Origin of the sequence: Mesorhizobium sp. M2A.F.Ca.ET.042.01.1.1, assembly GCF_003997405.1 — a bacterium.
GTDB lineage: Bacteria > Pseudomonadota > Alphaproteobacteria > Rhizobiales > Rhizobiaceae > Mesorhizobium.
The window spans coordinates 45,389-67,110 of record NZ_RZRX01000002.1; the positions used below are offsets into that span (position 1 = coordinate 45,389).

19 protein-coding genes and 1 pseudogene are annotated in these 21,722 nt (G+C 65.3%); 5 read left to right on the forward strand and 15 right to left on the reverse strand.

Going from position 1 to position 21,722, the window contains the following annotated elements; all coding sequences use genetic code 11:
• Window positions 1-936 carry a sugar ABC transporter substrate-binding protein gene (locus tag EOA23_RS00640; RefSeq protein ID WP_127302541.1) on the reverse strand — a complete coding sequence of 312 codons (936 nt, stop codon included), beginning with the start codon at window positions 934-936 and terminating at the stop codon, window positions 1-3.
• 156 nt (window positions 937-1,092) lie between these two features.
• On the opposite strand from EOA23_RS00640, the gene EOA23_RS00645 reads away from it, so the two are divergent.
• Complete coding sequence (locus EOA23_RS00645; protein WP_127302542.1) at window positions 1,093-2,151, forward strand: LacI family DNA-binding transcriptional regulator; 1,059 nt, start codon at window positions 1,093-1,095, stop codon at window positions 2,149-2,151.
• Window positions 2,152-2,401: 250 nt separating this feature from the next.
• On the opposite strand, the pseudogene EOA23_RS00650 reads toward EOA23_RS00645, so the two are convergent.
• Window positions 2,402-2,599: pseudogene (locus tag EOA23_RS00650) on the reverse strand (hypothetical protein); the annotation flags it as partial.
• A 167-nt stretch (window positions 2,600-2,766) separates the two neighbouring features.
• Entirely contained in the window at window positions 2,767-3,630 is an 864-nt protein-coding gene (locus EOA23_RS00655) for an alpha/beta hydrolase (protein WP_245473926.1), read from the reverse strand.
• A 153-nt stretch (window positions 3,631-3,783) separates the two neighbouring features.
• Here EOA23_RS00655 and EOA23_RS00660 point away from each other — a divergent pair, with 153 nt between their 5' ends.
• The 4 genes from EOA23_RS00660 (at window position 3,784) to EOA23_RS00675 (ending at window position 7,202) form a co-directional block, all read left to right on the forward strand.
• On the forward strand, window positions 3,784-4,377 hold the full coding sequence (locus EOA23_RS00660) for a TetR/AcrR family transcriptional regulator (protein WP_126063373.1): 594 nt from the start codon (window positions 3,784-3,786) through the stop codon (window positions 4,375-4,377).
• 186 nt (window positions 4,378-4,563) lie between these two features.
• Window positions 4,564-5,295: an NUDIX domain-containing protein gene (locus tag EOA23_RS00665; RefSeq protein WP_127302570.1), complete on the forward strand. Its 732-nt coding sequence runs from the start codon at window positions 4,564-4,566 to the stop codon at window positions 5,293-5,295.
• Between the two features lie 13 nt (window positions 5,296-5,308).
• Complete coding sequence (locus tag EOA23_RS00670) at window positions 5,309-6,292, forward strand: SPFH domain-containing protein (RefSeq protein ID WP_127302543.1); 984 nt, start codon at window positions 5,309-5,311, stop codon at window positions 6,290-6,292.
• Between the two features lie 13 nt (window positions 6,293-6,305).
• Window positions 6,306-7,202 carry an NAD(+)/NADH kinase gene (locus tag EOA23_RS00675; RefSeq protein WP_127302544.1) on the forward strand — a complete coding sequence of 299 codons (897 nt, stop codon included), beginning with the start codon at window positions 6,306-6,308 and terminating at the stop codon, window positions 7,200-7,202.
• 27 nt (window positions 7,203-7,229) lie between these two features.
• On the opposite strand, the gene EOA23_RS00680 is transcribed toward EOA23_RS00675, so the two are convergent.
• The 12 genes from EOA23_RS00680 to EOA23_RS00735 all read right to left on the reverse strand — a co-directional run bounded on the left by EOA23_RS00680 (window position 7,230) and on the right by EOA23_RS00735 (window position 21,563).
• Window positions 7,230-7,778: an NADH-quinone oxidoreductase subunit B family protein gene (locus tag EOA23_RS00680; RefSeq protein ID WP_126063370.1), complete on the reverse strand. Its 549-nt coding sequence runs from the start codon at window positions 7,776-7,778 to the stop codon at window positions 7,230-7,232.
• 4 nt (window positions 7,779-7,782) lie between these two features.
• On the reverse strand, window positions 7,783-9,294 hold the full coding sequence (locus EOA23_RS00685) for an NADH-quinone oxidoreductase subunit C (protein ID WP_127302571.1): 1,512 nt from the start codon (window positions 9,292-9,294) through the stop codon (window positions 7,783-7,785).
• A 19-nt stretch (window positions 9,295-9,313) separates the two neighbouring features.
• The gene (locus tag EOA23_RS00690) at window positions 9,314-10,765 is read right to left on the reverse strand and encodes a hydrogenase 4 subunit F (protein ID WP_127302545.1); all 1,452 of its coding nucleotides are present in this window, start codon (window positions 10,763-10,765) and stop codon (window positions 9,314-9,316) included.
• Window positions 10,762-11,424, reverse strand: coding sequence for a hydrogenase-4 component E (locus tag EOA23_RS00695; protein ID WP_095819077.1), 663 nt, complete (start codon window positions 11,422-11,424; stop codon window positions 10,762-10,764). The genes EOA23_RS00690 and EOA23_RS00695 overlap by 4 nt, the downstream gene beginning before the upstream one ends.
• Window positions 11,424-12,380: an NADH-quinone oxidoreductase subunit H gene (locus EOA23_RS00700; protein WP_127302546.1), complete on the reverse strand. Its 957-nt coding sequence runs from the start codon at window positions 12,378-12,380 to the stop codon at window positions 11,424-11,426. Before EOA23_RS00700 ends, EOA23_RS00695 begins: the two co-directional genes overlap by 1 nt.
• A complete protein-coding gene (gene hyfB / locus EOA23_RS00705; RefSeq protein ID WP_127302547.1) occupies window positions 12,371-14,386 on the reverse strand; it encodes a hydrogenase 4 subunit B in 2,016 nt (671 codons plus the stop codon). Before hyfB ends, EOA23_RS00700 begins: the two co-directional genes overlap by 10 nt.
• Window positions 14,383-14,694, reverse strand: a complete 312-nt coding sequence (locus EOA23_RS00710) for a helix-turn-helix transcriptional regulator (protein ID WP_126080207.1) — start codon at window positions 14,692-14,694, stop codon at window positions 14,383-14,385. Before EOA23_RS00710 ends, hyfB begins: the two co-directional genes overlap by 4 nt.
• Before the next feature lie 199 nt (window positions 14,695-14,893).
• Window positions 14,894-15,496 (reverse strand): 4'-phosphopantetheinyl transferase superfamily protein, encoded by a 603-nt coding sequence (locus tag EOA23_RS00715; protein WP_245473928.1) that lies wholly within the window; start codon window positions 15,494-15,496, stop codon window positions 14,894-14,896.
• A 61-nt stretch (window positions 15,497-15,557) separates the two neighbouring features.
• Entirely contained in the window at window positions 15,558-16,028 is a 471-nt protein-coding gene (locus EOA23_RS00720) for a GNAT family N-acetyltransferase (RefSeq protein ID WP_245473929.1), read from the reverse strand.
• A complete protein-coding gene (locus EOA23_RS00725) occupies window positions 16,025-20,095 on the reverse strand; it encodes a Pls/PosA family non-ribosomal peptide synthetase (RefSeq protein ID WP_245473931.1) in 4,071 nt (1,356 codons plus the stop codon). Before EOA23_RS00725 ends, EOA23_RS00720 begins: the two co-directional genes overlap by 4 nt.
• Before the next feature lie 228 nt (window positions 20,096-20,323).
• Window positions 20,324-21,211, reverse strand: a complete 888-nt coding sequence (locus EOA23_RS00730; RefSeq protein ID WP_127302550.1) for a sigma-70 family RNA polymerase sigma factor — start codon at window positions 21,209-21,211, stop codon at window positions 20,324-20,326.
• 31 nt (window positions 21,212-21,242) lie between these two features.
• On the reverse strand, window positions 21,243-21,563 hold the full coding sequence (locus tag EOA23_RS00735; RefSeq protein WP_245473932.1) for a hypothetical protein: 321 nt from the start codon (window positions 21,561-21,563) through the stop codon (window positions 21,243-21,245).
• Window positions 21,564-21,722: the final 159 nt, after the last annotated feature.

Genomic DNA, 21,722 nt, shown 5'->3' on the forward strand with positions numbered 1-21,722 from the left:
CTATTTCATGGCGTCCGGATGCTTGGCGATGAAGTCGTCGATAGTGTCCTTGGTGACGAGCACCGCGGGCACCTCCACCGCCTTCGGCGTCCAGTCCGCGCCGGCCTTGCGGATCTCCGGCAGCAGTTTGATCATATTGTAGCCTTCAGTATAGCTGTCTTGCCAGGCGGTCGCGGTCATGAAGCCGTTGTTGATGTTCTCCAGCGCCTGCGCGTTGCCGTTGACGCCATAGACCTTGACGTCGTCGCGGCCCTGCGCCCTGAGCGAGCCGATGGCGCCGATCGCCGGATCGTCCCAGCAGCCCCAGATGGCGAGATTCTCCTGGCCCGCCGGGTGCGAGGCCAGCCAGGCATTGGCATATTGCGCGCCATCCTCGAAATAGCCGGGGATGCGCACCTCGTTCTTCGTGACCTTGATGTCGGGATTGGCCGCGAGCGCCTTGTCGAGCTCGACCTCGCGGTTCCGGCAGACCTCGCCGGTGTGATAGGTCAGCGCCAGGATGGAGCCCTTGCCGCCCATCGTCTTCAGCATCAGCTCATTGACCGGCACCACCATCGGCCCGCCCGAGCCATTGGTGGCGGCGACCGAGCTTCCGAGCCCGCCACCCCAGGTGACGACCGGGATATTGGCCGACTTGGCGGCCTGGAGCCCTGCCCCGATCGAGGAATAGGGAAACACCATATCGACGATTGCCGCCGAGCCGCGCTGCGCAAAATTCTGGATCGCGGCATTCGCCTGGTCGGCGCTGCCCGCCGCATCGATGACCGAAACATCCCAGCCGATCTCCTTGGCAGCGGCCTTGGCGCCGACGATATAGCGGGCGTTGTTCGCCTCCGTCGCCGAGATCGAGACGATGCCGACCAGCGGCGTGTCCGCCCGAGCGGGAAACGCTGCGGCCGCGGCCGCCAACGCAGCCCCAATGACTATCCACTTCATGATCTCCTCCCTTTGACGTTGCGGCGCCTACCTCGCCGAACCGTTTCGCTAGATTATGCGGATAACAACGGCAATCAAGCAAATTCTCGGTGATTTAGCCTAGACAAAGGCCGTTCTGGCGACCAAAACTCAACTAATCGATTAGCTGAGTTCGCTATGGCCACCATCAAGGACGTCGCTCGCAAGGCAGAGGTATCGACGGCAACGGTGTCGGCGGTGATCAACGATTCCGCCTATGTGAGTCCGGAATTGCGGGCCCGCGTCCTGGCCGCCATCCGTGACCTCAGCTATGCGCCCTCGCTCGCCGCGCGGAACCTGAAGCGCGGGCGCAGCCAGTTGATCGCCCTGGTCGTGGCCGATCTCGCCAACCCCTTCTTCTCGCGCGTCGTGTGGGCGGCGGAAGCGGCGGTCGCCGCCTGGGGCTATTCGCTGCTGATCTTCAACAGCGACGAGAAGCCGGAGGTCGAGCGTCGCATCCTCGCCCGCGTGCGAACACTCTCCTGCGACGGGGTGATCCTGGTCCCGGTCGGCGACTCGACGGAGCATCTGCAGAACGATCCCGACGGCAAACCGATCCCGACCGTGCTGTTCGGCCGTACCGTCGCCGATGACAGGTCGGACACGGTGACGATCGACAACATATCGGCCGGCAGGCAGGCGACGGAATATCTGCTCGATCTCGGCCATACCCGCCTAGGCACGGTCACCGGCCCGCTGCATGTCACCACCGGGCGTGGCCGACTCGACGGGATGCTGGCGGCCATGCGGTCGCGGGGCCTGACGCTTGAATCGCGCTATATACGCTCGGGTGAGTTCCGTGAGGATGCCGCCTATTCTGTGGCGCGCAGCCTGTTGGAACAGCCGGCGCGGCCAACGGCGCTCTATGTCGCGAGCGGCCTGATGGCGCTCGGCGTGATGCGGGCAGTCGCGGATCTCGGCCTGCGCTGTCCGGGCGACATCTCCATCGCTTCCACCGATACCATCCCTGGCATCGGAGGCTTGCGTCCGCGCTTGACGCGCACCGAGCATCCGCTTGTCGACATGACCAACGAGGCGGTCCGGCTTCTCGTCGATCAGATCAGGCGTGGCGGTCCTGCCGAACCGCGCAACGTCGTCTTCCAGCCTTCACTGGTGGTCGGCGACAGCTGCGCGCCGGTCGTGGCGCAACCCGTGGCGTCGCCGCCCAGTTCCGCCCCAATGACCCCTGCGCCTTGATCAGGATCGAGGCTTGCGTTTTCGGGCGGCGCCCATCCCTCGTCTCGACAGCGGAAAGTTCGCAAGGGCCTCAGCCCGCCTGCGGGGCCGTTCGGGCCTGCACGGGCAGGCGGCGTTCGAACCCCCACAAAAGGACCGGGCAGGCTAGAGCAATTCTAGGAAAAGTGTGAGCGGTTTTCCGTCCGGAATTGCGTCAAAGAGGTAGTGCGTTTCACCGTTTCCCTGAAACGGTGAAACGCACCAGACTCTTTTACGTTTTGACGGAAGCGCACCCGGCGTTTGCGAAGTAGTTGTTGCATTCGGCTGCCTCGATGGTTTCGGCGAGGTGGCCGATGTGGCGCCGGGTGTTCTCGACATAAGCGCGGAAGCATTGACGGTTGATCGGTCCGTCAAAGACGCATGGCGCCGCGAGCCGATCACAACGCAGCGCGCCGAGGAAGATCAGCGTGCCAGACTCAAGAGGATAGAACCACGCTGGCGACGACGGCCAACAGATTGGCGTAAACCAGGGTTGACATAGCTCTCGGTGCGCATCCGCGGCGCCATTGCTTCATGCCAGGGGCAAGAACTGCCACGCGCCGGCTAAGCCATCGGGTTCTCCGACAGGCCGCCGGATCAGTTGCGCTTCAAAAATTCCTGCACGGCGCTGATTGTCGGTCCGGGAGCCTCTTCCATCAGCCAGTGCCCGGACTCGGGGATGACGACTTCGGTCACGTTGGTGGCGGCGTTGCGCATCAAGACCGCCTCCGTCTCGCCAATTGATTTCGCGCCGCCGATGGCAAGCACGGGCATCGGCAATTTCCTGGCCAAGGCAGCCCGGTTGTCGACGGCGTCTTTACGGATCGATCGGAACTGGGCGAAGGCGGCGCGCATGGCGCCGGGCCTTGCATAGAGCTTCGCGTAGTGCCGGCGGGTCGCCTCGTCGAATTTCGCCGGCGTGCCTGCGAACTCGTTCCAGAACCTGTCGAGATAGATGCGTTCGCGGCCGCGCACGAGGCGCTCCATGTCGGGGCCTCCGAAGTCGAAATGCCACAGCCTCGGATCCAGCACGATATCGTTCCACGGCGGAATGCCCGGCACCGGCGCATCCATGACGACAAGCTTGTCCGTCTTTTCAGGATAGCGGGCCGCGTATGCGTAAGCGACCATCGTGCCGATATCGTGCCCGATGATGTCGGCGTTGCCGATGCCCAGATGATCGAGCACGGCCCTGATGTCCGCGGCCTGGTTCCATTTTTCGTAGCCGCTCTCCGGGATCGAGGAAAGCCCCATGCCGCGCAGATCGGGAACGATGACGGTATGATCTTTGGAGAGATCGAGAGCCAGCGGCTTCCACATGTCGCCGGTGTCGCCAAATCCGTGTATCAGCACCACCGCCGGCCCCGATCCGCCGATGCGCGCATAGATTTTGGCGCCGTTGGCGGCGACCATTTCAGTGTGGAAACCCGGAAAGGTGCCGCCTTCCGCGTGAGCAGTCATCGGCGCTGATATCGCCAGCAACAACGATAGCGCTATCATCACCTTGCCGAGCATTTTTCCCCTCACCATCTCAATCCGTAGGTGCCGAAATGTAGAACGATCATTCTACATTTAGCAAGCACTATTATGAAGACGCTGAGTCGGAGAGTTGACATGGGAGCAGGAAGACCACGCGAGTTCGACATCGACCAGGCGCTCGACCGTGCGGTGCAGCTCTTCTGGCGCCATGGCTACGAGGGGACTTCAATTGCAGACCTCACCGAAGCGCTGGGCATTACCCGCGCCAGCCTCTACGCCGCCTTCGGCAGCAAGGAGGCCTTGTTCCAGCGCGTCATGGATCGCTATGAGAGCCGGGCCGGTTCCTACAGACGCGCCGCGCAGCAGGCCGCGGCGCTTGAGGACGCAATTAGGCTCCTGATGACCGGGCCTGTCGAGCTGCACGGAGACAGCCGCAATCCGCAAGGTTGTCTGGGTGTCCAAGGAGCGCTGTCAGTCAGCCCGATATCGCAGGCGGTCAGAGGCGACCTGTCCGCCCGCCGCCGCCGCGGGGAGGCAGGCATATTAAAACGACTGCAGCGCGCACAGGCTGAGGGCGAGTTGCAGGCCAGCGCGCAACCCGCGGATCTCGCCCGGTACCTTTCCGCGCTGATATACGGAATGGCGATATTGTCGGCTGATGGAGCGAACAAAAAGGAATTGGAAGCGGTCGCGGATATCGCCCTTCGGGGCTGGCCGAACGTTCGTTAGGCGATGGCGATTGTATGAAGCCGCAGCGGCATAGGGACACTTGCCGCGACGCACGGCCTGCGGATACCTCTCCCGCCCAGACTGCATTCCAGCCGCTCGAGTCTGTCCGGTGACAGGCGGAAATGTCCCTTGACATATATGCAAATTAGATATATGTAATTTGCATATTATGGATCAGGGCATATGATGAACGAGACCGATTTCCTCAAGGACTACGACCCGAGCGCCTTCCAGCGGCCGTCGGTGGCGGTCGACCTTGTGCTGCTCGGTATCCGCGCCGGGCGGCCGGCCGTGCTGCTGGTCAAGCGCGACCAGCTTCCGCATGCGGGGCGCTGGGCGCTGCCGGGCGGCTTTGTCGGCATCGACGAATCCCTCGACGCGGCCGCCGCGCGCGTGCTGCGCGAAAAGGCCGGCATGGGCGAGGCGCATCTCGAGCAGCTCTACACGTTCGGCGCGGTGGAACGCGATCCGCGCATGCGCATTATCAGCATCGCCTATCTGGCGCTGCTCACCGAGCAGGCATTCGATGCGGCGCTCGGCGCGAAGCCGGCGCTGCTGCCGGCCGCGATCCATGTGGCCTGGGCCGGAGAGACCGGCGGACCGGTCGATGTGCTCGCGCCGGAAGGCGAAAAACTGACGCTCGCTTTCGACCATGCCGATATCCTGGCGACGGCCATGCTCAGGCTGCGCGGCAAGCTCGACTATTCCGATGTCGCCTTCGCGCTGCTGCCCGAATTCTTCACGTTGCGGCAGCTGCAGGACGTGCACGAGGCGATCCTGGGCACGTCGCTCAACAAGCCGGCCTTCCGCCGCCGCCAACTCGACAAGGGCTGGCTGGCGGCGACCGGCGCCTATGAATCGGGCGCTGCTTTCCGCCCGGCCGAACTCTATCGTTTCCAACGTCTCATGGCTGATTGAGGGAGAGACCATCATGGCCACCATCCGCAGTTTAGGCTTTGTCGCCCAGCTTCGCAGCGAGGCAAGCAGCCACGTCATCCGCTACCGCGACGGCCGCGAAATGCAGAGCGGCCGCGGCCTGGTCTTATGGTTCGTGCCCGAGACCGCCAGCATCGCCGAGCTGCCGATGGACGACCGCGAGATGACGCTCTTCGTCAAGGGCCGCAGCCAGGATTTCCAGACCGTCGCCGTGCAGGGCACGATCGGCTGGCATGTGGTCGATCCGGCGCGGCTTGCCGAACGTGTCGATTTCAGCATCGATCTCAAGACCGGCAAGCTGCGCGGCGAACCGATCGAGAAGATCCAGGCCCGCATTGCCGGCATCGCTAACCAGGCGGTGCAGCAATATCTCGGCCAGGCGCCGGTGCGCGCGCTGCTCGACGCCGGCCCGGCGCCGTTGCGCGAACGGCTGCAGGCGCTGGTCGCCGCCGATCCGGCGCTGACCGACATCGGCGTCGCCGCCGTCGCCGTGCGTCTCACCAACCTGACGCCGACCAGCGAACTCGAGCGGGCGCTGCAGACGCCGACCTTCGAGGCGCTGCAGCAGAAGGCCGACGAGGCGACCTTCCAGCGCCGGGCGCTTGCCGTGGAGAAGGAGCGTGCCATCGCCGAGAACGAGCTGGCGAATAAGACCGAGCTGGCCCGACGCGAGAAGCTGCTCATCGCCGAAGAGGCTGAGAACGTCCGCAACCGCGCCACCGGCGCGGCCGAAGCGCAGCAGATCGAAGCCGGCGCCGAGGCCGAGCGGATCCGCGCCATCGAGGGCGCCAAGGCGGAAGCCGAACAGCAGCATATCGCCATCTACCGCGACCTGCCGCCCGCGATCCTGCTCGGCCTTGCCGCCCAGCAGCTCGCCGGCAAGCTGGACAAGATCGAGCATGTCAACGTCACGCCCGACCTGCTCGCCACGGTGCTTGGCGAGTTCCGCAAGGGCCGGGCGGTCATCGAGGCGCGCTGAGGAGGGGGCATCAATGGCCGCGAACCGTCCCCGCGCGGTCTTCGTGACGCGCGAGACCGACTACGAGCTGCTGATCGCGCATCACGCGACGCGCGGCCAGGCGCGCTTCTTCCTCGAGACGCGCGGCCAGCGGCTGGAAGACGTCGAGGCCCGGCACGATCGCTTCCACGCGGTGCTCGGCACGGCGCGCGCCTCGGTGCCGGCCGACTGGCGCCAGACCCTGGTGATGCGCGCCGACCTTAACCGCTTCCTGTTCGCGCCCGACGACGTCATTGTCGCCGTCGGGCAGGACGGCCTGGTCGCCAACGTCGCCAAATATCTCAACGGCCAGCCGGTGCTCGGCGTCAATCCGGCGCCGGATCTCTATGACGGGGTGCTGGTGCGCATCGGCGCCGGCAGGCTGGCCAGGCTGCTTGTCGCCAGCGTCGCCGGCGACGTCGACATGGAGTCGCGTACCATGGTCCAGGCCGAGCTCGGCGAGGGCGAGATGCTGCTTGCGCTCAACGAGATTTTCGTCGGCCATCGCAGCCACCAGTCGGCCCGTTACCGGATCGAGGCGGAAGGCGAGGCGGAGGATCATTCCTCCAGCGGCCTCATCGTCGCCTCCGGCACCGGTGCGACCGGCTGGGCGCGCTCGATCATGGAAGCGACGCATCTGGAGCTGTCGCTCGGCCGCGAGGAACATGCGGTCGGCTTCTGGGTGCGCGAGCCCTTTCCAAGCATCGCCACCGCCACGAAATTGCAGGCGGGAAAGATCACCGAGAAACCGCTCTTCATCACCTCGCGCATGAACGAGGGCGGCGTGATTTTCGCCGACGGCATAGAGCAGGATTTCATCGCCTTCGACTGGGGCCGGCAGGTGCGGCTGTCGCCGGCGTCAAGGGTGCTGCGGCTGGTGGTCGACCGGTAGGACCGAGTTGGCCGCAAACTGCGGCAGTCAGCCCTTGACGGCGCCGGTCTTCCCAGCCTTCCCGTTCGCGCCGTCGAGCAGGGCGATCAATCCCTTGAGGATCTCGATCGGCGGCGGCGGGCAGCCTGGAATATGCAGGTCGACCGGCACCACGTCCGACACGCCGCCGACGACGGCGTAGCTGCCGGCGAAGCAGCCGCCGTCCTTCGCGCAGTCGCCTAATGCAACCACCCATTTCGGGTTGGGCGTCGCCTCAAAGGTCCGCTTCAGCGCCTCGCGCATGTTCTTGGTGACCGGACCGGTGACCATCAGCACGTCGGCATGTCGCGGCGAGGCGACGAAGCGGAAGCCGAAGCGCTCGATGTCGTAGAAGGCGTTGTTGAGCGCGTGCATTTCGAGCTCGCAGCCATTGCAGGAGCCGGCGTCGACCGCGCGGATCGAAAGGCTCCGACCGAGTTTCCGGCGCGCCATGCCGTCAAGCGCGCGCGCCAGCTCGTCGACGGCAGCATTGCTGACTTGCGGCGCGCGTTCCGTCAGGGGCGGGCGGATCAGGCTTTCGAAGAGCAGTTTTCGCATGGTTCTACAGGTCGTGGCCGGAATAGGAGCAGTTGAACGATTTGTTGCAGAGCGGGAAATCGGCGACGATGTTCCCCTCGATCGCCGCCTCCAAGAGCGGCCACTGGAACCATGACGGGTCGCGCAGGTGGCAGCGCTCGATCAGGCCGTCCTCGCCGATGCGGAGCCAGGCAAGAATGTCGCCGCGAAAACCCTCGACCAGCGCCATGCCTTCGCGCGGCCCTTCTGGCGCAGCGAGGTCGACGAGGGTCGGGCCGGTGGGCAGCCGCCCGAGAATCTGCTCGATCAGCGACAGGCTCTGCTCGACCTCCCGCACGCGGATCCAGACGCGCGCGTTGACGTCGCCCTCCTGCAGCACCGGCACATCGAAGGCGAGCTCGTCATAGGGCGCGTAACCCGGCATGCGGCGCGCGTCGAAATCGCGGCCCGAGGCGCGCCCGACATAGCCGCCCGCGGCATATTGCCGAGCAAGCTCGCCCTTGAGCCGGCCGGTCGCCACCGTGCGGTCCTGCAGCGAGGCGGTGTTGTCGTAGAGCTCCACCAGATGCGGGAAGCGCCGCCTGATTTCCGCGACCAGCGACCGGATGGCATCCGTCCCCGCCTCGTTCAGATCGCTTGCCGTGCCGCCGGGCAGGATGCGGTCGCGCATCAGGCGATGGCCGAAGGCCGCATCGGCGGCGCGCAGCACGCGTTCGCGCAACACGCCGCAATGCGCATGCATGATCGCGAAGGCGGCGTCGTTGCAGATGGCGCCGATGTCGCCGAGATGGTTGGCAAGGCGCTCCAATTCGGCCATCAGCGCCCGCAGCCAGATCGCGCGCGCCGGCGGCGTGATGCCGAGCGCCGCCTCTACCGCGCGAGCGAAGGCCAGCGAATAGGCGACGGTGCTGTCGCCTGACGCTCGCCCCGCGAGTTTCGCGGCACGATCGATCGATGCGCCCTGCATCAACCCTTCGATGCCCTTGTGCACATAGCCCAGCCGCTCCTCCAGCCGCACCACCGTTTCGCCGCCGGCGGTGAAGCGGAAATGTCCCGGCTCGATGATGCCGGCATGCACCGGTCCGACAGGAATCTGATGAAGGCTCTCGCCCTCGGCCGCCAGGAACCGGTAGGATGACGCGGCCGCGGGCCCGCCGGGCCGCGCCGCCAGCGGGTGGCTGATGCCCCACTGGCCATGGTCGAGCCAGCGGCGGGTGTCGGGCAGGCCTTGCGGCGCCAGCCCGAACAGATCCGCCGCGGCGCGTTCCAGCCGGAGCGCCGGTGGATGGAGCTGGCCGACCGACGGGTAACGGCCGCCACGGCAATCCAGGCTGATCACGCCGATGGTCTGCGCCTCGTCGAGAAGCGCCATGTGCACCTTGTCCGGCTCCCCCCAGAGGCCGAGCAGGCTCCAGCGTCCGGCGGCGAGCTGCTCGATGGCGAGGTTCCAGGCCTTCGGGGCGACCACGGCGCGCCGCCAGGGCGCGTGATGTTCGACCTGGCGGTCGGCCTCGATGAGATCGGCAAGCGCGGGTATGTTTTTCCTCACCATGCGCCTACCCCAGGATACCGGCGACATGCTGGAACCACGCCACCAGCGGCGCCGGCAGATAGATGCCGGCGGCAAACACCAAAGCGAGGTGCGAATACATCGGCACGTAGGACGCCTCGACTGGCGCCATGCCGCCGCGCGGCTCGCCGAAGGCGACGCCGGTCAGCCGTAAAAGCAGCGCGCCGAAAGCGATGAGCAGCCCGAACACCAGCGGGATCGCCAGCCACGGATGCCTGGCGAAGGTCGAGCTGACGACCAGGAACTCGCTCATGAAGATGCCGAGCGGCGGCAGGCCGGCGATGGCCACGACGCCGATGACCAGCGCCCAGCCAAGTCCGGGATGGCTTTCGGTCAGCCCCCTGATCTCGGAGATCTTCTGCGTGCCCTTGACCTGCGCGATATGGCCGACGGCGAAGAAAATCGCCGATTTGGTCAGGCTGTGCATGACCATGTGCAGCAGGCCGGCGAAATTGGCGAGCGGGCCGCCCATGCCGAAGGCAAAGACGATGATGCCCATATGCTCGATCGAGGAATAGGCGAACAGGCGTTTGATGTCGCGGCGGCGGTAGAGCATGAAGCCCGCGAAGATCAGCGAGGTCAGTCCCATCGTGACCATCAGCGGTCCGGGGCCGATCGCCTGTGGGCTCGCCGCGAGCAACAGCTTGAAGCGCAGCACGGCATAAAGCGCGACATTGAGCAGCAGGCCCGACAGCACCGCCGAGATCGGCGTCGGGCCCTCCGCATGGGCGTCGGGCAGCCAGGCATGCAAGGGGGCAAGGCCGACCTTGGTGCCGTAGCCGAGCAGCAGGAAGATGAAGGCGACGCTGAGCAGCGCGGGATCGAAACGCGCCGCCTTTTCGATCAGCACCGACCAGACCATGGCGTTGGTGCCTTCGCCGACGACCGGCTGCGCGGCCATGTAGACGAGGATCGTTCCGAACAGCGCGAGCGCGATGCCGACGCTGCCGAGGATGAAATATTTCCACGCCGCTTCCAGCGCCTCATGCGTGCGGTAGATGCCGACCATCAGCACGGTGGTCAGCGTGGCGAGCTCCACCGCGACCCACATCAGGCCGATATTGTTCGACACGAAGGCCAGGTTCATGCCGAACATCATGATCTGGTACATCGCGTGGTAGAAGCGCAGGTTCGGCGCGGTCAGCCGGCCGGTTTCCAGCTCATGCGCGATGTAGGACGCGCTGAACACGCTGGTGGTGAAGCCGACGAATGTGTTGAGCACGATGAAGACGATGTTGAGGTCGTCGACCAGCAGATATTGTCCCGGCGCCGGCCGGTCCGTGACGAACAGCGACAGCGCCGCGAGCAAGGTGAGCAGGCTGGCGATGACATTGACGGTCGCCGTCATGCGGTAGTTCGGCATCGCCGCCAGGATGGCCGCGGCGCCCGCCGGGATGAAAAGGATCGCGGCCACGGCGTCGAAGGAAATCCCGCTCACCGGCGTTCTCCCCGGTAGTCGTCGAGCGCGCCGATATCGACCGAATCGAACCGTTCGCGGATGCGGAACAGGAAGACGCCGATGACGATGAAGGCGATCAGGATCGAGAAGGCGACGCTGATCTCGACGACCAGCGGCATGCCCTTGGCGCCGGTGGCGGCCAGCACCAAGCCGTTCTCCAGTGACATGAAGCCGACGACCTGGCTGACGGCGTTGCGCCTAGTCACCATCACCAGCAGCCCCAGCAGGATGATCGACAGCGCGAAGGCGAGATCCTCGCGGGCGAGCGGGTCGGCCTCGGGCGTCACCCTGAGCATCAGCACCATGGAGAGCGTCACCAGCCCGATGCCGGCAAGCATGGTCGGGCCGATGCCGACCGCGGTCTCGATGTCGCGGTGGATGCCGAGCCGCTGGATGATGCGATGCAGCCCGACCGGAATGACGATCGCCTTGAAGACCAACGCGATTGCCGCCGTGATGTAGAGATGATGCGCGTCCTGAATATAGGCCTGCCAGGCCACCGAAAGCGCCAGCACGACGGCATGCAGCGCAAAGACGTTGATCAGCGCGAACAGCCGGTCCTGGTAGAGCATCATGAAGGAGATCAGCACTAGGCTGCCGGCGAGCAGATGGGCGATGTCGAAGGTGAGACCGTTCATCACAGGCTCCGCGAGACGAACAGCAACAGCGTGCCGAGCAGCGCCAGCATCAGCGCGGCGCCCAGGAAGTCCGGGACGCGGAAGACACGCATCTTGGCGACCGCCGTCTCGAACACGGCAAGCAGGATGGCAAGCACCGTGAGCTTGCAGAGATAGGTGACGGCGCCGATGGCCAGCGATTTCGGCCCGGTCCCCCCGCTGTCCAGCCCCCAAGGCAGGAAGACGCAGGCGATCAGCGACATGTAGAGCAGCAGCTTGAGGAAGGTGGCGAGCTCGATCATCGCCAGATGGCGGCCGGAATATTCCAGGATCATCGCCTCATGCACCATGGTGAGCTCCAGATGCGTGGCCGGATTGTCGACCGGTATGCGGGCATTCTCGGCGATCGCCACCATCACGAGCGCGATCAGCGACATGCCGAGCGACACCCGCAACCCGACTTGCGGAGAGCCCATGAAGGCGGCGACCGTCGAGAGCTGCGTGGCGCCGGCCAGCAGCGCCAGGCTGAACACGGTGAGCAGCATCGCCGGTTCGGCCAGCGACGCGATCATCACCTCGCGGCTGGCGCCGAGGCCGCCGAAGCTGGTGCCGACATCCATTCCCGCCAGCGCCTGGAAGAAGCGCGCGCTGCCGAGCAGCGCCACGATGACGATGAGGTCGGCGGTCCAGCTGAATTCGAGGCCGGTGGCGAAGGTCGGAACGAGCGCCGCCGCCACCCAGGTGGCGGCGAAGATCAGATAGGGCGTCACCCGGAACAGCCAGGACGCATTGTCCGCCAGCACGACTTCCTTGCGCATCAGCCTGACGAGGTCGCGATAGGGCTGGATCAGCGAAGGCCCCTGCCGCCTGACCAGCCTTGCCTTCACCTTGCGAACGAAGCCGATCAGCAGCGGCGCCAGCAAAAGCACCGCGAGCATCTGCGCGCCCTGCACGGCCAGCTGCGAGATCATGGCCATAGCGCGAGCACCAGAAGCAGGATGACGAGGTAGAGAAAGACCAGCGTCAGGTAGCGGCGGATGGTCAGGAACTGCAGGTGGTTCAGCCGCTCGGTGGCGAAATCGATCGCGCCGGTGATCGGCTGGTAGAAGATCTCCCAGGCCACATCGTGCATCTCCACCTTGAGTCGCGCCGGCTCCAGCGCGCCCGGCGCCGGCATGTCCACCGTCTCGCGGGAGCGGAACGCGAAGCCTCCGAAGACGCGGCGAATGGGCTGCGCGAAGCTGACGGCCGTGTATTGCGCGGCCGGCACCGCATCCGGGAAGCCGCATCCCCACGCAATGCCCCGGCGCAGCGCATGCGAGGCGAAGCGGTGGATGAAGAAGGCCGCGAGCGACGCCGAGATGGTGATGAAGACAAAGACCAGCAGGCCGTTATAGGAGCTGCGGCTCTCGGCGATCGGCACGATCGACAGCCAGGGCTGCGCCATCTGAACCGGCATGCGCTCGCCGACGAGCGGAAGCGTCACCGTCGACAGGCTGTCGATGACCAAGCCTGGCAGGATGCCGGCGAGCAGGCAGAAGGCGGCAAGCACGGCCATCGCCGCCAGCGACCAGCGATCGACTTCGTGCGCGCGTTCCACCGCCGCCGAACGCGCCCGGCCAAGGAAGGTGATGCCGAATGCCTTGACGAAGCAGGCCGCGGCAAGTGCGGCCGACAGCGCCAGCATGCCGCCGGCCGCGGGCACGATGACCTTCAGCCCCCATTGCGGCAGCTCGGGGCTGCGCAATATGGCCTGGAAGGCCAGCCATTCGGAGGCAAAGCCGTTGAAGGGCGGCAGCGCCGAGATCGAGACGCAGCCGATGAGGAAGACAAAGCTGGTCACCGGCAGGCGATGGATGAGGCCGCCCAGCTTCTCCATGTCGCGTTCGCCGGTTGCTGTCAGCACCGCGCCGGCGCCGAAGAACAGCAGGTTCTTGAAGAAGGAATGGTTCAGCACGTGGAAGAGCGCCGCGGTGAAGGCCAGCGCGGCCGCCGACGGCATGCCGTTTGCCTTGAAGGCCAGCGCAAGGCCGAGGCTGGCGAAGATGACGCCGATATTCTCGATGGTGGAGTAGGCGAGCAGCCGCTTCAGGTCCTTTTCCATCAGCGCGTGCAGGATGCCCAGCACCGCCGTCACGCCGCCGATGAGAAGCACCGCGACGCCTGACCACCATGCCGGCTCGCCAAGCAGGTCGAACACCACGCGGACGAAGCCATAGATGGCGACCTTCGTCATGATGCCGCTCATCAGCGCCGAGACGTGGCTGGGTGCCGCCGGATGAGCAAGCGGCAGCCAGGCATGCAGCGGCACGAGGCCGGCCTTGGAGCCGGCGCCGAGCAGCATGAGAACCAGCACCGCGCTGGCGACGAACGAGCCGGGATGCGCCGTCCGCATCGCGTCGAACGCATAGGTTCCCGCCGGCCCGGCCAACAGGCCGAAGGCAAGCAGCAGCGCCATCGTGCCGAAGCTTGCCATCACCAGGTAGATGTAGCCGGCCCGCCGGTTGGCCTCGTCGCGGTGATGCGCCATGACCAGCGCCCAGGAGGCGAGCGACATGAATTCCCAGGACAACAGGAAGCTGAAGGCGTCGTTCGCCAGCACCACGAGGTTCATGCCGGCGAGGAAGGCGGGATAGAATGGCAGCACCCGATGCGGCTGGGATTCATGCCGGCCGTAGCCGAGGCCGTAGAGGCTGGTGATCGTGCCGCCCAAATTGACAACGACAAGAAAGAACGCCGACAGGCCGTCGAGGCGGAACCGGGCGCCGGTCCAGGGCAGGCCGAGCGGCAAGGTGGCGGAGGCCTCGCCGGAATTGCCGGCGAGATGGCCGGCAGCAGTCGCGAGCAGCACGGCTGAAATGACAAGCGTCGCCCCATAGACCAGTCGAGTCGCGGCGGCGAGCCGGCTGGCGGCCGCGGCCATTATGGCCGTTGCCAAAAACGCGGCAGGACCGCACAGCAGAAGGGCGACGGTCGAATTCACGGCTGGCTCCCGCCTGATTCGACCTGGCCGCCATCGGGTTCGGGCGCCTTGGCGGGATCGAAACCGCTCTTCAGCCGCACCCCGCGCCCGCCGCCTGGGCTCGCCGCGCCTTCCCCGATCAGTTCGATGCCGGAGATCTCGAGCGCCGCGATCAGCTTCATCAGCGAATCGACATTGCCCCGGATGATCGAGCCGCTGGCTTCCATGCGCTGGATCGTCGGCACCGACAGGCCGGACAATTCGGCAAGCCGCCGTTGATCGATGCCGAGCAGCGATCTTGCGGCGCGCAATTGCGGTGCGGTTATCACCGAGGGCTCATTCGTTCAGGTTTGAGATATCAGGTCTCGGTGCTACACCCTACATTAAAATGTCTTATCGTCAAGGATTGATGTTTAGAACATCTATGTTGATGGCGCGACAGCGTGGGCCGAAGGCGCAGCAGCCCCTGGCCAGATATCGCCCAGCCAATCCAGCCGGTGTCAGAGTGCCGCGATGCGGAAGGGCTTCTCAGCGCTCCACGGCTGTGTAAGCCAGGGCCAGGATGCGTGGAGAGGCGACAAAGCGCACGCTCAGACGCCGGCCGAATGAAGTGACCGCTTCGCCCTTTTCGAAATCGACCGCGATGTCCTCAAAACCCAGCACGCGGCCGTCGAGCGGAAACGACGCCTTGTAGGCCGCCTCCTTGACCGCGAACAGGATGCGGCCGCCCAGCTTCGGGTCGAGATCGCCCAGGCGGTCTTGCGGCGCGGCGACGACGGCACGAAGGTCGTCGGGCAATGGCAAGGCGGGCTCAATGTCGACGCCGACGCTTTTCAGCGCGTCGGATCGCGCGACGACTGCCACGGCCATCGTGTCGTCATGCGCGATCGAGCCGACAATGCCGGTCGGCCAGATCGGGCTTCCCGATCGGCCGCGTAATATCGTGGGGTCCACGCATCCCAGACGCCGCAGCAATTCATGCGCGATGTGGCGGCCTGCCCCGGTAGCGGCGCGCGCGCCGGGTTCGCGCGTCGCCATGGAAGCGCTTTCCGCGGGCAGGATATATTGTTCGTCGCCGGCGAGGATATGACGGCAACCGGCGCTCAGGCCGGGCGGCGCGAGGCCGGCCAATGCCTGCTCGACGCTGTGCTGGATGCTTGCCGACATGCGTTGCGGCCGGGTGTCCAACGCTCTATCCGCCCAGTTCGAGCACGGCGATCATCTCGTCGTCTTCGTCCAGTCCTTGCTCGACGAAACCGAAGCCGGCGTATAGCCGGCGCGCCGCCTCGTTCTCCGGTTCATAGCAGATCGCAACGCGGCGGATGTGGCCGAGCTTCGCAATTTCTTCCAGCGCCTTGCCGACAGCGGCGCGGCCAAGGCCCCTGCCTTGCTCCCGGCGGTCGACCATGAAGCGATAGATGATCGCTTCGTCATCGTCCTTTGGCGCGCTGTACATGAGGAATCCGACCACGCGCCCGGCGCAGACCACGGCGCGGGCGATCGCCTCGTCATCCTGCTCGGCCTCCGCCAGCGATTCGGCGTTGGAGGCGACGTACTCCTGCTGCTCCGGCAACAGTTCGAGCGCCAGTATCGCCGCCCGGTTGCCCTTGCCGATAGGCTCCAGGGCAACTGGCCGGTCGCTGGTGCCGGCGCGTCGCGTCACGGGGCGTGCCCGACTTCCATCGCGCGGGCGTCGATCGGCGTCACCACGCCATAGAGCTTCGCCGGGTTGCCGCGCCAGACCGTGTTCGGCTCCAGCACCTCGCCCTTCATGACGAAGCAGTCGACGTCGGCCACCGACCCCTCGCCCATCGTCACCGCGTAATGAACGAAAGCGGACGGCGCCAGCGTGCAGCCATTGCCGATGCGGATGTAGTCGGACTTGAACGCGCCTTCCTCCAGTGAGTGCGGCTGGATCACGCAGCCTTCGTTGAGCGTCACGTCGTCGCCGATCTCCACCAGCGACCGCTCCGTGATGATGCAGCCGCCGTCATAGAGGCGCAGCCCCACCTTCACGCCCAGCATGCGCAGGATCAGCGGCCGGAACGGCGTGCCGGTGAACAGGCCCATGATCGGTGAATCGGACAGCTTCCAGTGACGTTCGTGCCGCCAGAAAACCGGGTCGTAGATCGTCGCCATCCTGGGCTTCAGGCGGCGGAAGCCGAGGCTGGCGCGCTCGAGGAAGATATAGAACGGGATGCCGATCGCCGTGGTCAGCATCACCGCCACGAACAGTGCCGTCTGCCCCCACTCGGTATAGTAGTTGAGCGCGCGGTCCCAGATTGCGAGCGTCAGGAACAGGATCAGCCACTGCGCGGCCACGAACATCAGCGCGGTGACCAGATTGTGAAGGTTCTTCAGGGGCAGGCGGCGACTGCGTTCCTTGTCGGAGATCAATCCGAGAAGCTCCTTGTCGCGATTGACCATGCGCGGAATTTCGAAGGGTGGCGAGCCCAGGAGCCCGACATTCTCGCGCACGGGGCCGTCCACCGGCACGTGAACCTTGGTCCCGAGCAGGCAATTGTCGCCGACGCGGGAATCCGGCGAATAGATGATGTTGTTGCCGAAGAAGTTGCGTTCGCCGACCCGCGTATGCTCGAGCCGGAAGGAGTTGGCCGACTTCTGCATGTTGACCATGAACAGGCCGTCCGACACCATCGTGTGCGAGCCGATCTCGCTCAGCTGCGGGTTTTCATGCCGCTGGTTGGTGCCGAAATTCGACCCGGTCTGATCCACCTTGTTCAGCTTCCAGCCGATGGCGCGCAGATAATAGACGACGGCGGAACTGTCGCCGAACAGCACGTTCAGCAGCCGCACATTGCTGACCAGCTCCAGCATCGTTTGCAGCCAGTAGTGGAAGCCGTAGAGCGAATAGTTCCGACCGGGCTTCAGCACGAGGTTGAACAGCCGCGGCACGATGGCCGCCAGCAGCACCCCGCCGATGATGAAGCCCGCCACCGTGACCGTGGTGCCGATCGCCACGACGCCGATGGTCTCATCATAGTCGTCGCCGACATTTTCCCAGTAGCTGTGGAACAGAAGCGGGAACGGCGTGACGATGGCGAAAAGGATGAAGAGCTGGATCGCCTCGTAGATGACGCGGCGCACCCGCGACAACGGGACGTTGGGCACGTTGCAGTAATCCGCCTCGGTCGGGATCGCAGGCGAGCCGTGCCAGTGCTCTCCGGCCGGAATGGTCTGCCCGCGATGCAGCGACGAAGCGTGGCCGAGCTGGGTGCCGTCGCCCATGCGCGTGTCGATGTCGAGCGTCGATCCGACGCCGACGAAGGCGTTGTTGCCGATATTGACCGGCCCGGTATGGATATAGCCCGCCTGCGCGCGGAACCCAAGGATCGTCGAGTCCTTGCGCAGGATCGAGTTGTCGCCAATGGCGATCAGATCGGTGCAGACCGGAACGGCCCTGCACTCGACGACGGTGCGGTTGCCGAGCCGCGCGCCGAGCAGGCGCAGATAGAGGCTATAGAGCGGACTGCCGCGGAACAGCACGACCGGAGCGCTGCGGACCAGAGTCTTGACGATCCAGAATCGATAGTAACGCCAACCCCAGATCGGAAAGGTCTCGGCCTTCCAGCGGCCGACCAGCAGCCATTTGGCGGCCACGGCGAAGCCGCTCAATCCAAAGAACACGCAGGCGGACAGAAGAACGCAACGCAGATAGAGAGACACCGGGTCGTCCAGGGCGTCATAGACCCAATTGAGGCCGTCATTGATAGTCCACAACGCCGCATAGCTGTAGACCGCGTAGAACAATAGCTGGCCGAGTCCCGTCGCCCAGATGGCAAGATTGGAGGCCCTGTGCGTCAGCATCGGCTCGCGCGCGGCAACCGCGGCCGTCTGGGGTTCCCGCAGATGCTCGGCAAGCTTCGCCACCGTCGGGTGGAGGTAGATGTCGCGCATCGAAGTCGTCGACCAGGCCTTGCGCGAGCGGATGCGCGCGCAGAACCGCGCCATCAACAGCGAGTTCGCGCCGAGGTCGTCGAAGAAGTGGTCTTCGATGGAGATGTCCTCGAATTTCAGCACGTCCGCCAGCGTCTCCACGAGGAACTTCTCGTCCTCGTTGCGCGGGTCGATCATCGCATGGCCGGCGGCGACACGCGCGCTCGTCGGCTTTGGCAACTTCCTCAGGTCGACCTTGTTGGAAACGGTCATCGGGATCGCGGGCAACTGCTCGAGATAGGCCGGAACCATGTAATCGGGCAGCCGTCGCTTCAGCTCCTGCACGAGAGCGGTGCGGTCCACACCGTCGCCGCCGCTTTTGGGAGCGAAATAGCCGACCAGCTCGGTGCGCTCGGGCTCGATCTCCCAGGTCGTGACCGCCGCCTGCGCGATGACCGGCTGATCCAAAAGCACGGCCTCGATCTCGCCCAGCTCGATGCGATGGCCGCGGATCTTGACCTGCGTGTCGATGCGTCCGTGGTATTCGATCTCGCCCTTGTCGTTGATCCGGCCAAGGTCTCCCGTCCGATAAATGCGGCCGCCTGGGTTGTTCGGCAGGCCGATGAAATCATGGATGAACTTCTCATCGTTGAGTTCCGGCCGGTTGAGATAGCCGACCGCGACGCCCATGCCGCCGATGCAGATCTCGCCCAACGCGTCGCCGCTCAGCACCTGTGGCTTTTTCGGATCGAGGATGGCGATCGAATAGGTCGGCAGCGGCCTGCCGATCGTCACCGGTTCGTCCCGCGTCAGCAAGGCCATGGTGGCGGTGACGGTCGCCTCCGTTGGGCCGTAGGTGTTCAGGATCTGGCGGCCGGGCTTCGCCCACCGCACCACGAGCTTGTGAGAGCAGGCCTCGCCGCCGACAAGGATCGCGCGCAGGCTTGGCGCATCGCTCTCGATCGACGACAGCAGCGTCGGGCTGCAGGCCATGCAGGTGATGTTGTGCTCGCGCAGGAAACTGGCCAGCTCCTCGCCCACCAACGGCTGCTGGCCGGGCGCCGGCACGACGGTCGCGCCGGCGGCGAACGGCACCCAGATCTCCTCCGAGGAGAAATCGAAGGCAATGGTCATGCCTTGATAGACGCGGTCGCCCGGCTGGTAGCCGTAGGACGCCGCCGCGACGCGGATGAAATTGCAAAAACTCTGATGGGTGATGACCACGCCCTTGGGCTTGCCTGTGGTGCCCGACGTGTAGAGGATGTAGCAGGTCTGATCCTGGACGCCGTCCGGCAGGGGCGCCGTTTCCGGCTGGAGTGCGATTTCGGACTCCGCCAAATCGATCGAGATATGCGGAACGGGCAGGCGCGCCACGCGCGCGGCATAACCGGAAACGCTGATCACCATCGTGACGTTGGCGTCCTCGATGATCATCACCATGCGGTCTTCGGGAAACGCGGTGGCCAAGGGCACGAATGCCGCCCCAGCCTTCATCACGGCAAGCACCGCGATGTAGGTTTCGGCGGAGCGGTCGAGCAAAAGGCCGATCCTGTCGCCTGGCTTGACGCCGCGCTCGATCAACAGATGGGCGAACTGGTTGGCGCGGCTGTTCAGCTCGCGATACGACCAGGGCCGACCGCCGGAGACGACCGCCGGTGCGGCGTCGAAGCGGCCCGCCAGATCGGCGAAGAACCGGTCGAGCCGCTCATGCGGCTCGCCTTTCTGGATGAAATCGGGGCCGATCAGGATCTGCTCGCGCGGCGGCGCCGCGGTCGCTGCTTTGGCCTTGCGGGAATCCTGCTTGGCGGGCTTGGTGGCTTCGGTAAGAGACATCGGAGAACCTCGCGGGCTCCTGTCCGCCCGCATTACGTGATTGGTGAAATGACAAAAAACTAACGACGGCCGGCCAGGCGCCTTCTTCGCGGACGGTGAAATGCCGTGGCGCGTATGGGACCGGGGACTGGCCGACTTCGAACAGGCCTATGCTGCTGCGCTGATGGCCGATCCGTGACAATCGCGCGGCTTCACGATGATTTGATGGAGCAGTGCCTCTCGCGACGATCAAACCGCGCCGGGACGGATGTCTGCATTCTCGAGGCAGTAGGCTGCATGGCGGAAATCGCGGATGCGCACAACCTCTTCGCCGCGCCAATGGACCAGCACGAAGCCGCGCACGGCATGGCCCGCCTGCGGGTTTCGGATGAGAATCGCCGGCAGGCCATCGACGAAGCCGAGCGACAGTGCCCAGTCGCCGAGGCGCTCGTAATTGCCGAAATAGGTCGAGGCTTCCTTCTTGCCGTCGAGGCGGGTGCGGTTGACGACATCGACCTGGACGTCCTCGGCGATCAGCGCCCTGATCCCGTCGAAATCGCGCGCGTTGAACAGGTCGATGTAGCGGCGCAGCCTGCGCTCTTCTTCCGGGTCGAGTTTCGACATCACGACATCGGCCGGCGCCGAAGCCAGCGCCTTCAACTCCGCCCGGCCGCGATGCAGCGCCGCCTTGGTGGCGGCAAGCGTCGCGCCCGTCACCTCGCAGGTCTCATGCAAGGTAAGGCCAAGGACGTCGACGAGGATCACGGCGCTGCGCTGCGCCAGCGTAAGCTGCATGAAGCTGCGCAGGCTTGCCGCCGCCGCGAGCCTCGCCTCGGCATTGGCCGAGAGATCCTCGATCGTCGTCATATCGGCCTCGGTGACGCGGGAGCGCTCCCGCTGGCGGCGGCGCAGATGATCCTGCGTCGCGTTATGAGCGATGCGGAACAGCCACCGCTCGGGGCGTTCGACGAGAGCACCGCCATCATGGGCGGCGAGCGCCTTGACCACCGCCTCCTGCACGATGTCCTCGCCCTCGATGGCGGAGCCCGCCATGCGCGCGACATAGCGGTGCAGTTTCGGGCGCAGGCCGACGAGCATGGCTTCAAGTTCCGCGCGGCCGAACCCTGCCAAGCTCATCGTCCTCTTTCTCGCCTCGCCAATGGCAAGGTCAGGCGGGCACGGCTTCATCGGCCCCGGCCAGCATACGATAGTTGCCGACGATCTTCGCCGGCGACCTCACAAGCGGCGTCGAACGCCGGCCGGCATGATCGGCGCTGAATGCCTTGAACGCGTCGAGCTCGGTCAGCGCCGAGCTGTCTTTTTCAAAACCGACGATGTGGATGAATTCGCCGTTGTCGAGTTCGAGCACGAGATAGCGCACGGTTTGCGGTTTTGTTTCATCCAGCGCCTCGAACACCTTTGTCACCAGCGTCCGGTTCTCGACGATTCCGGCGTCCTTCACGCCGTAGCGGATGAGGTTGTAGTTCATGGTCGTCTCCTGTTTGACGTGTCTGCGTGAGGAAGACGTTTCGTACGGCCGAAAAGATTCTCAACGGCTCGCGAATCTTTTAATTTAGCCCGCAGCGAAGGCGAAGGCCGTCGAGATTGTCACCGAGCCGCAGGAAACGCCTTGGAGCCGGGCGAACCG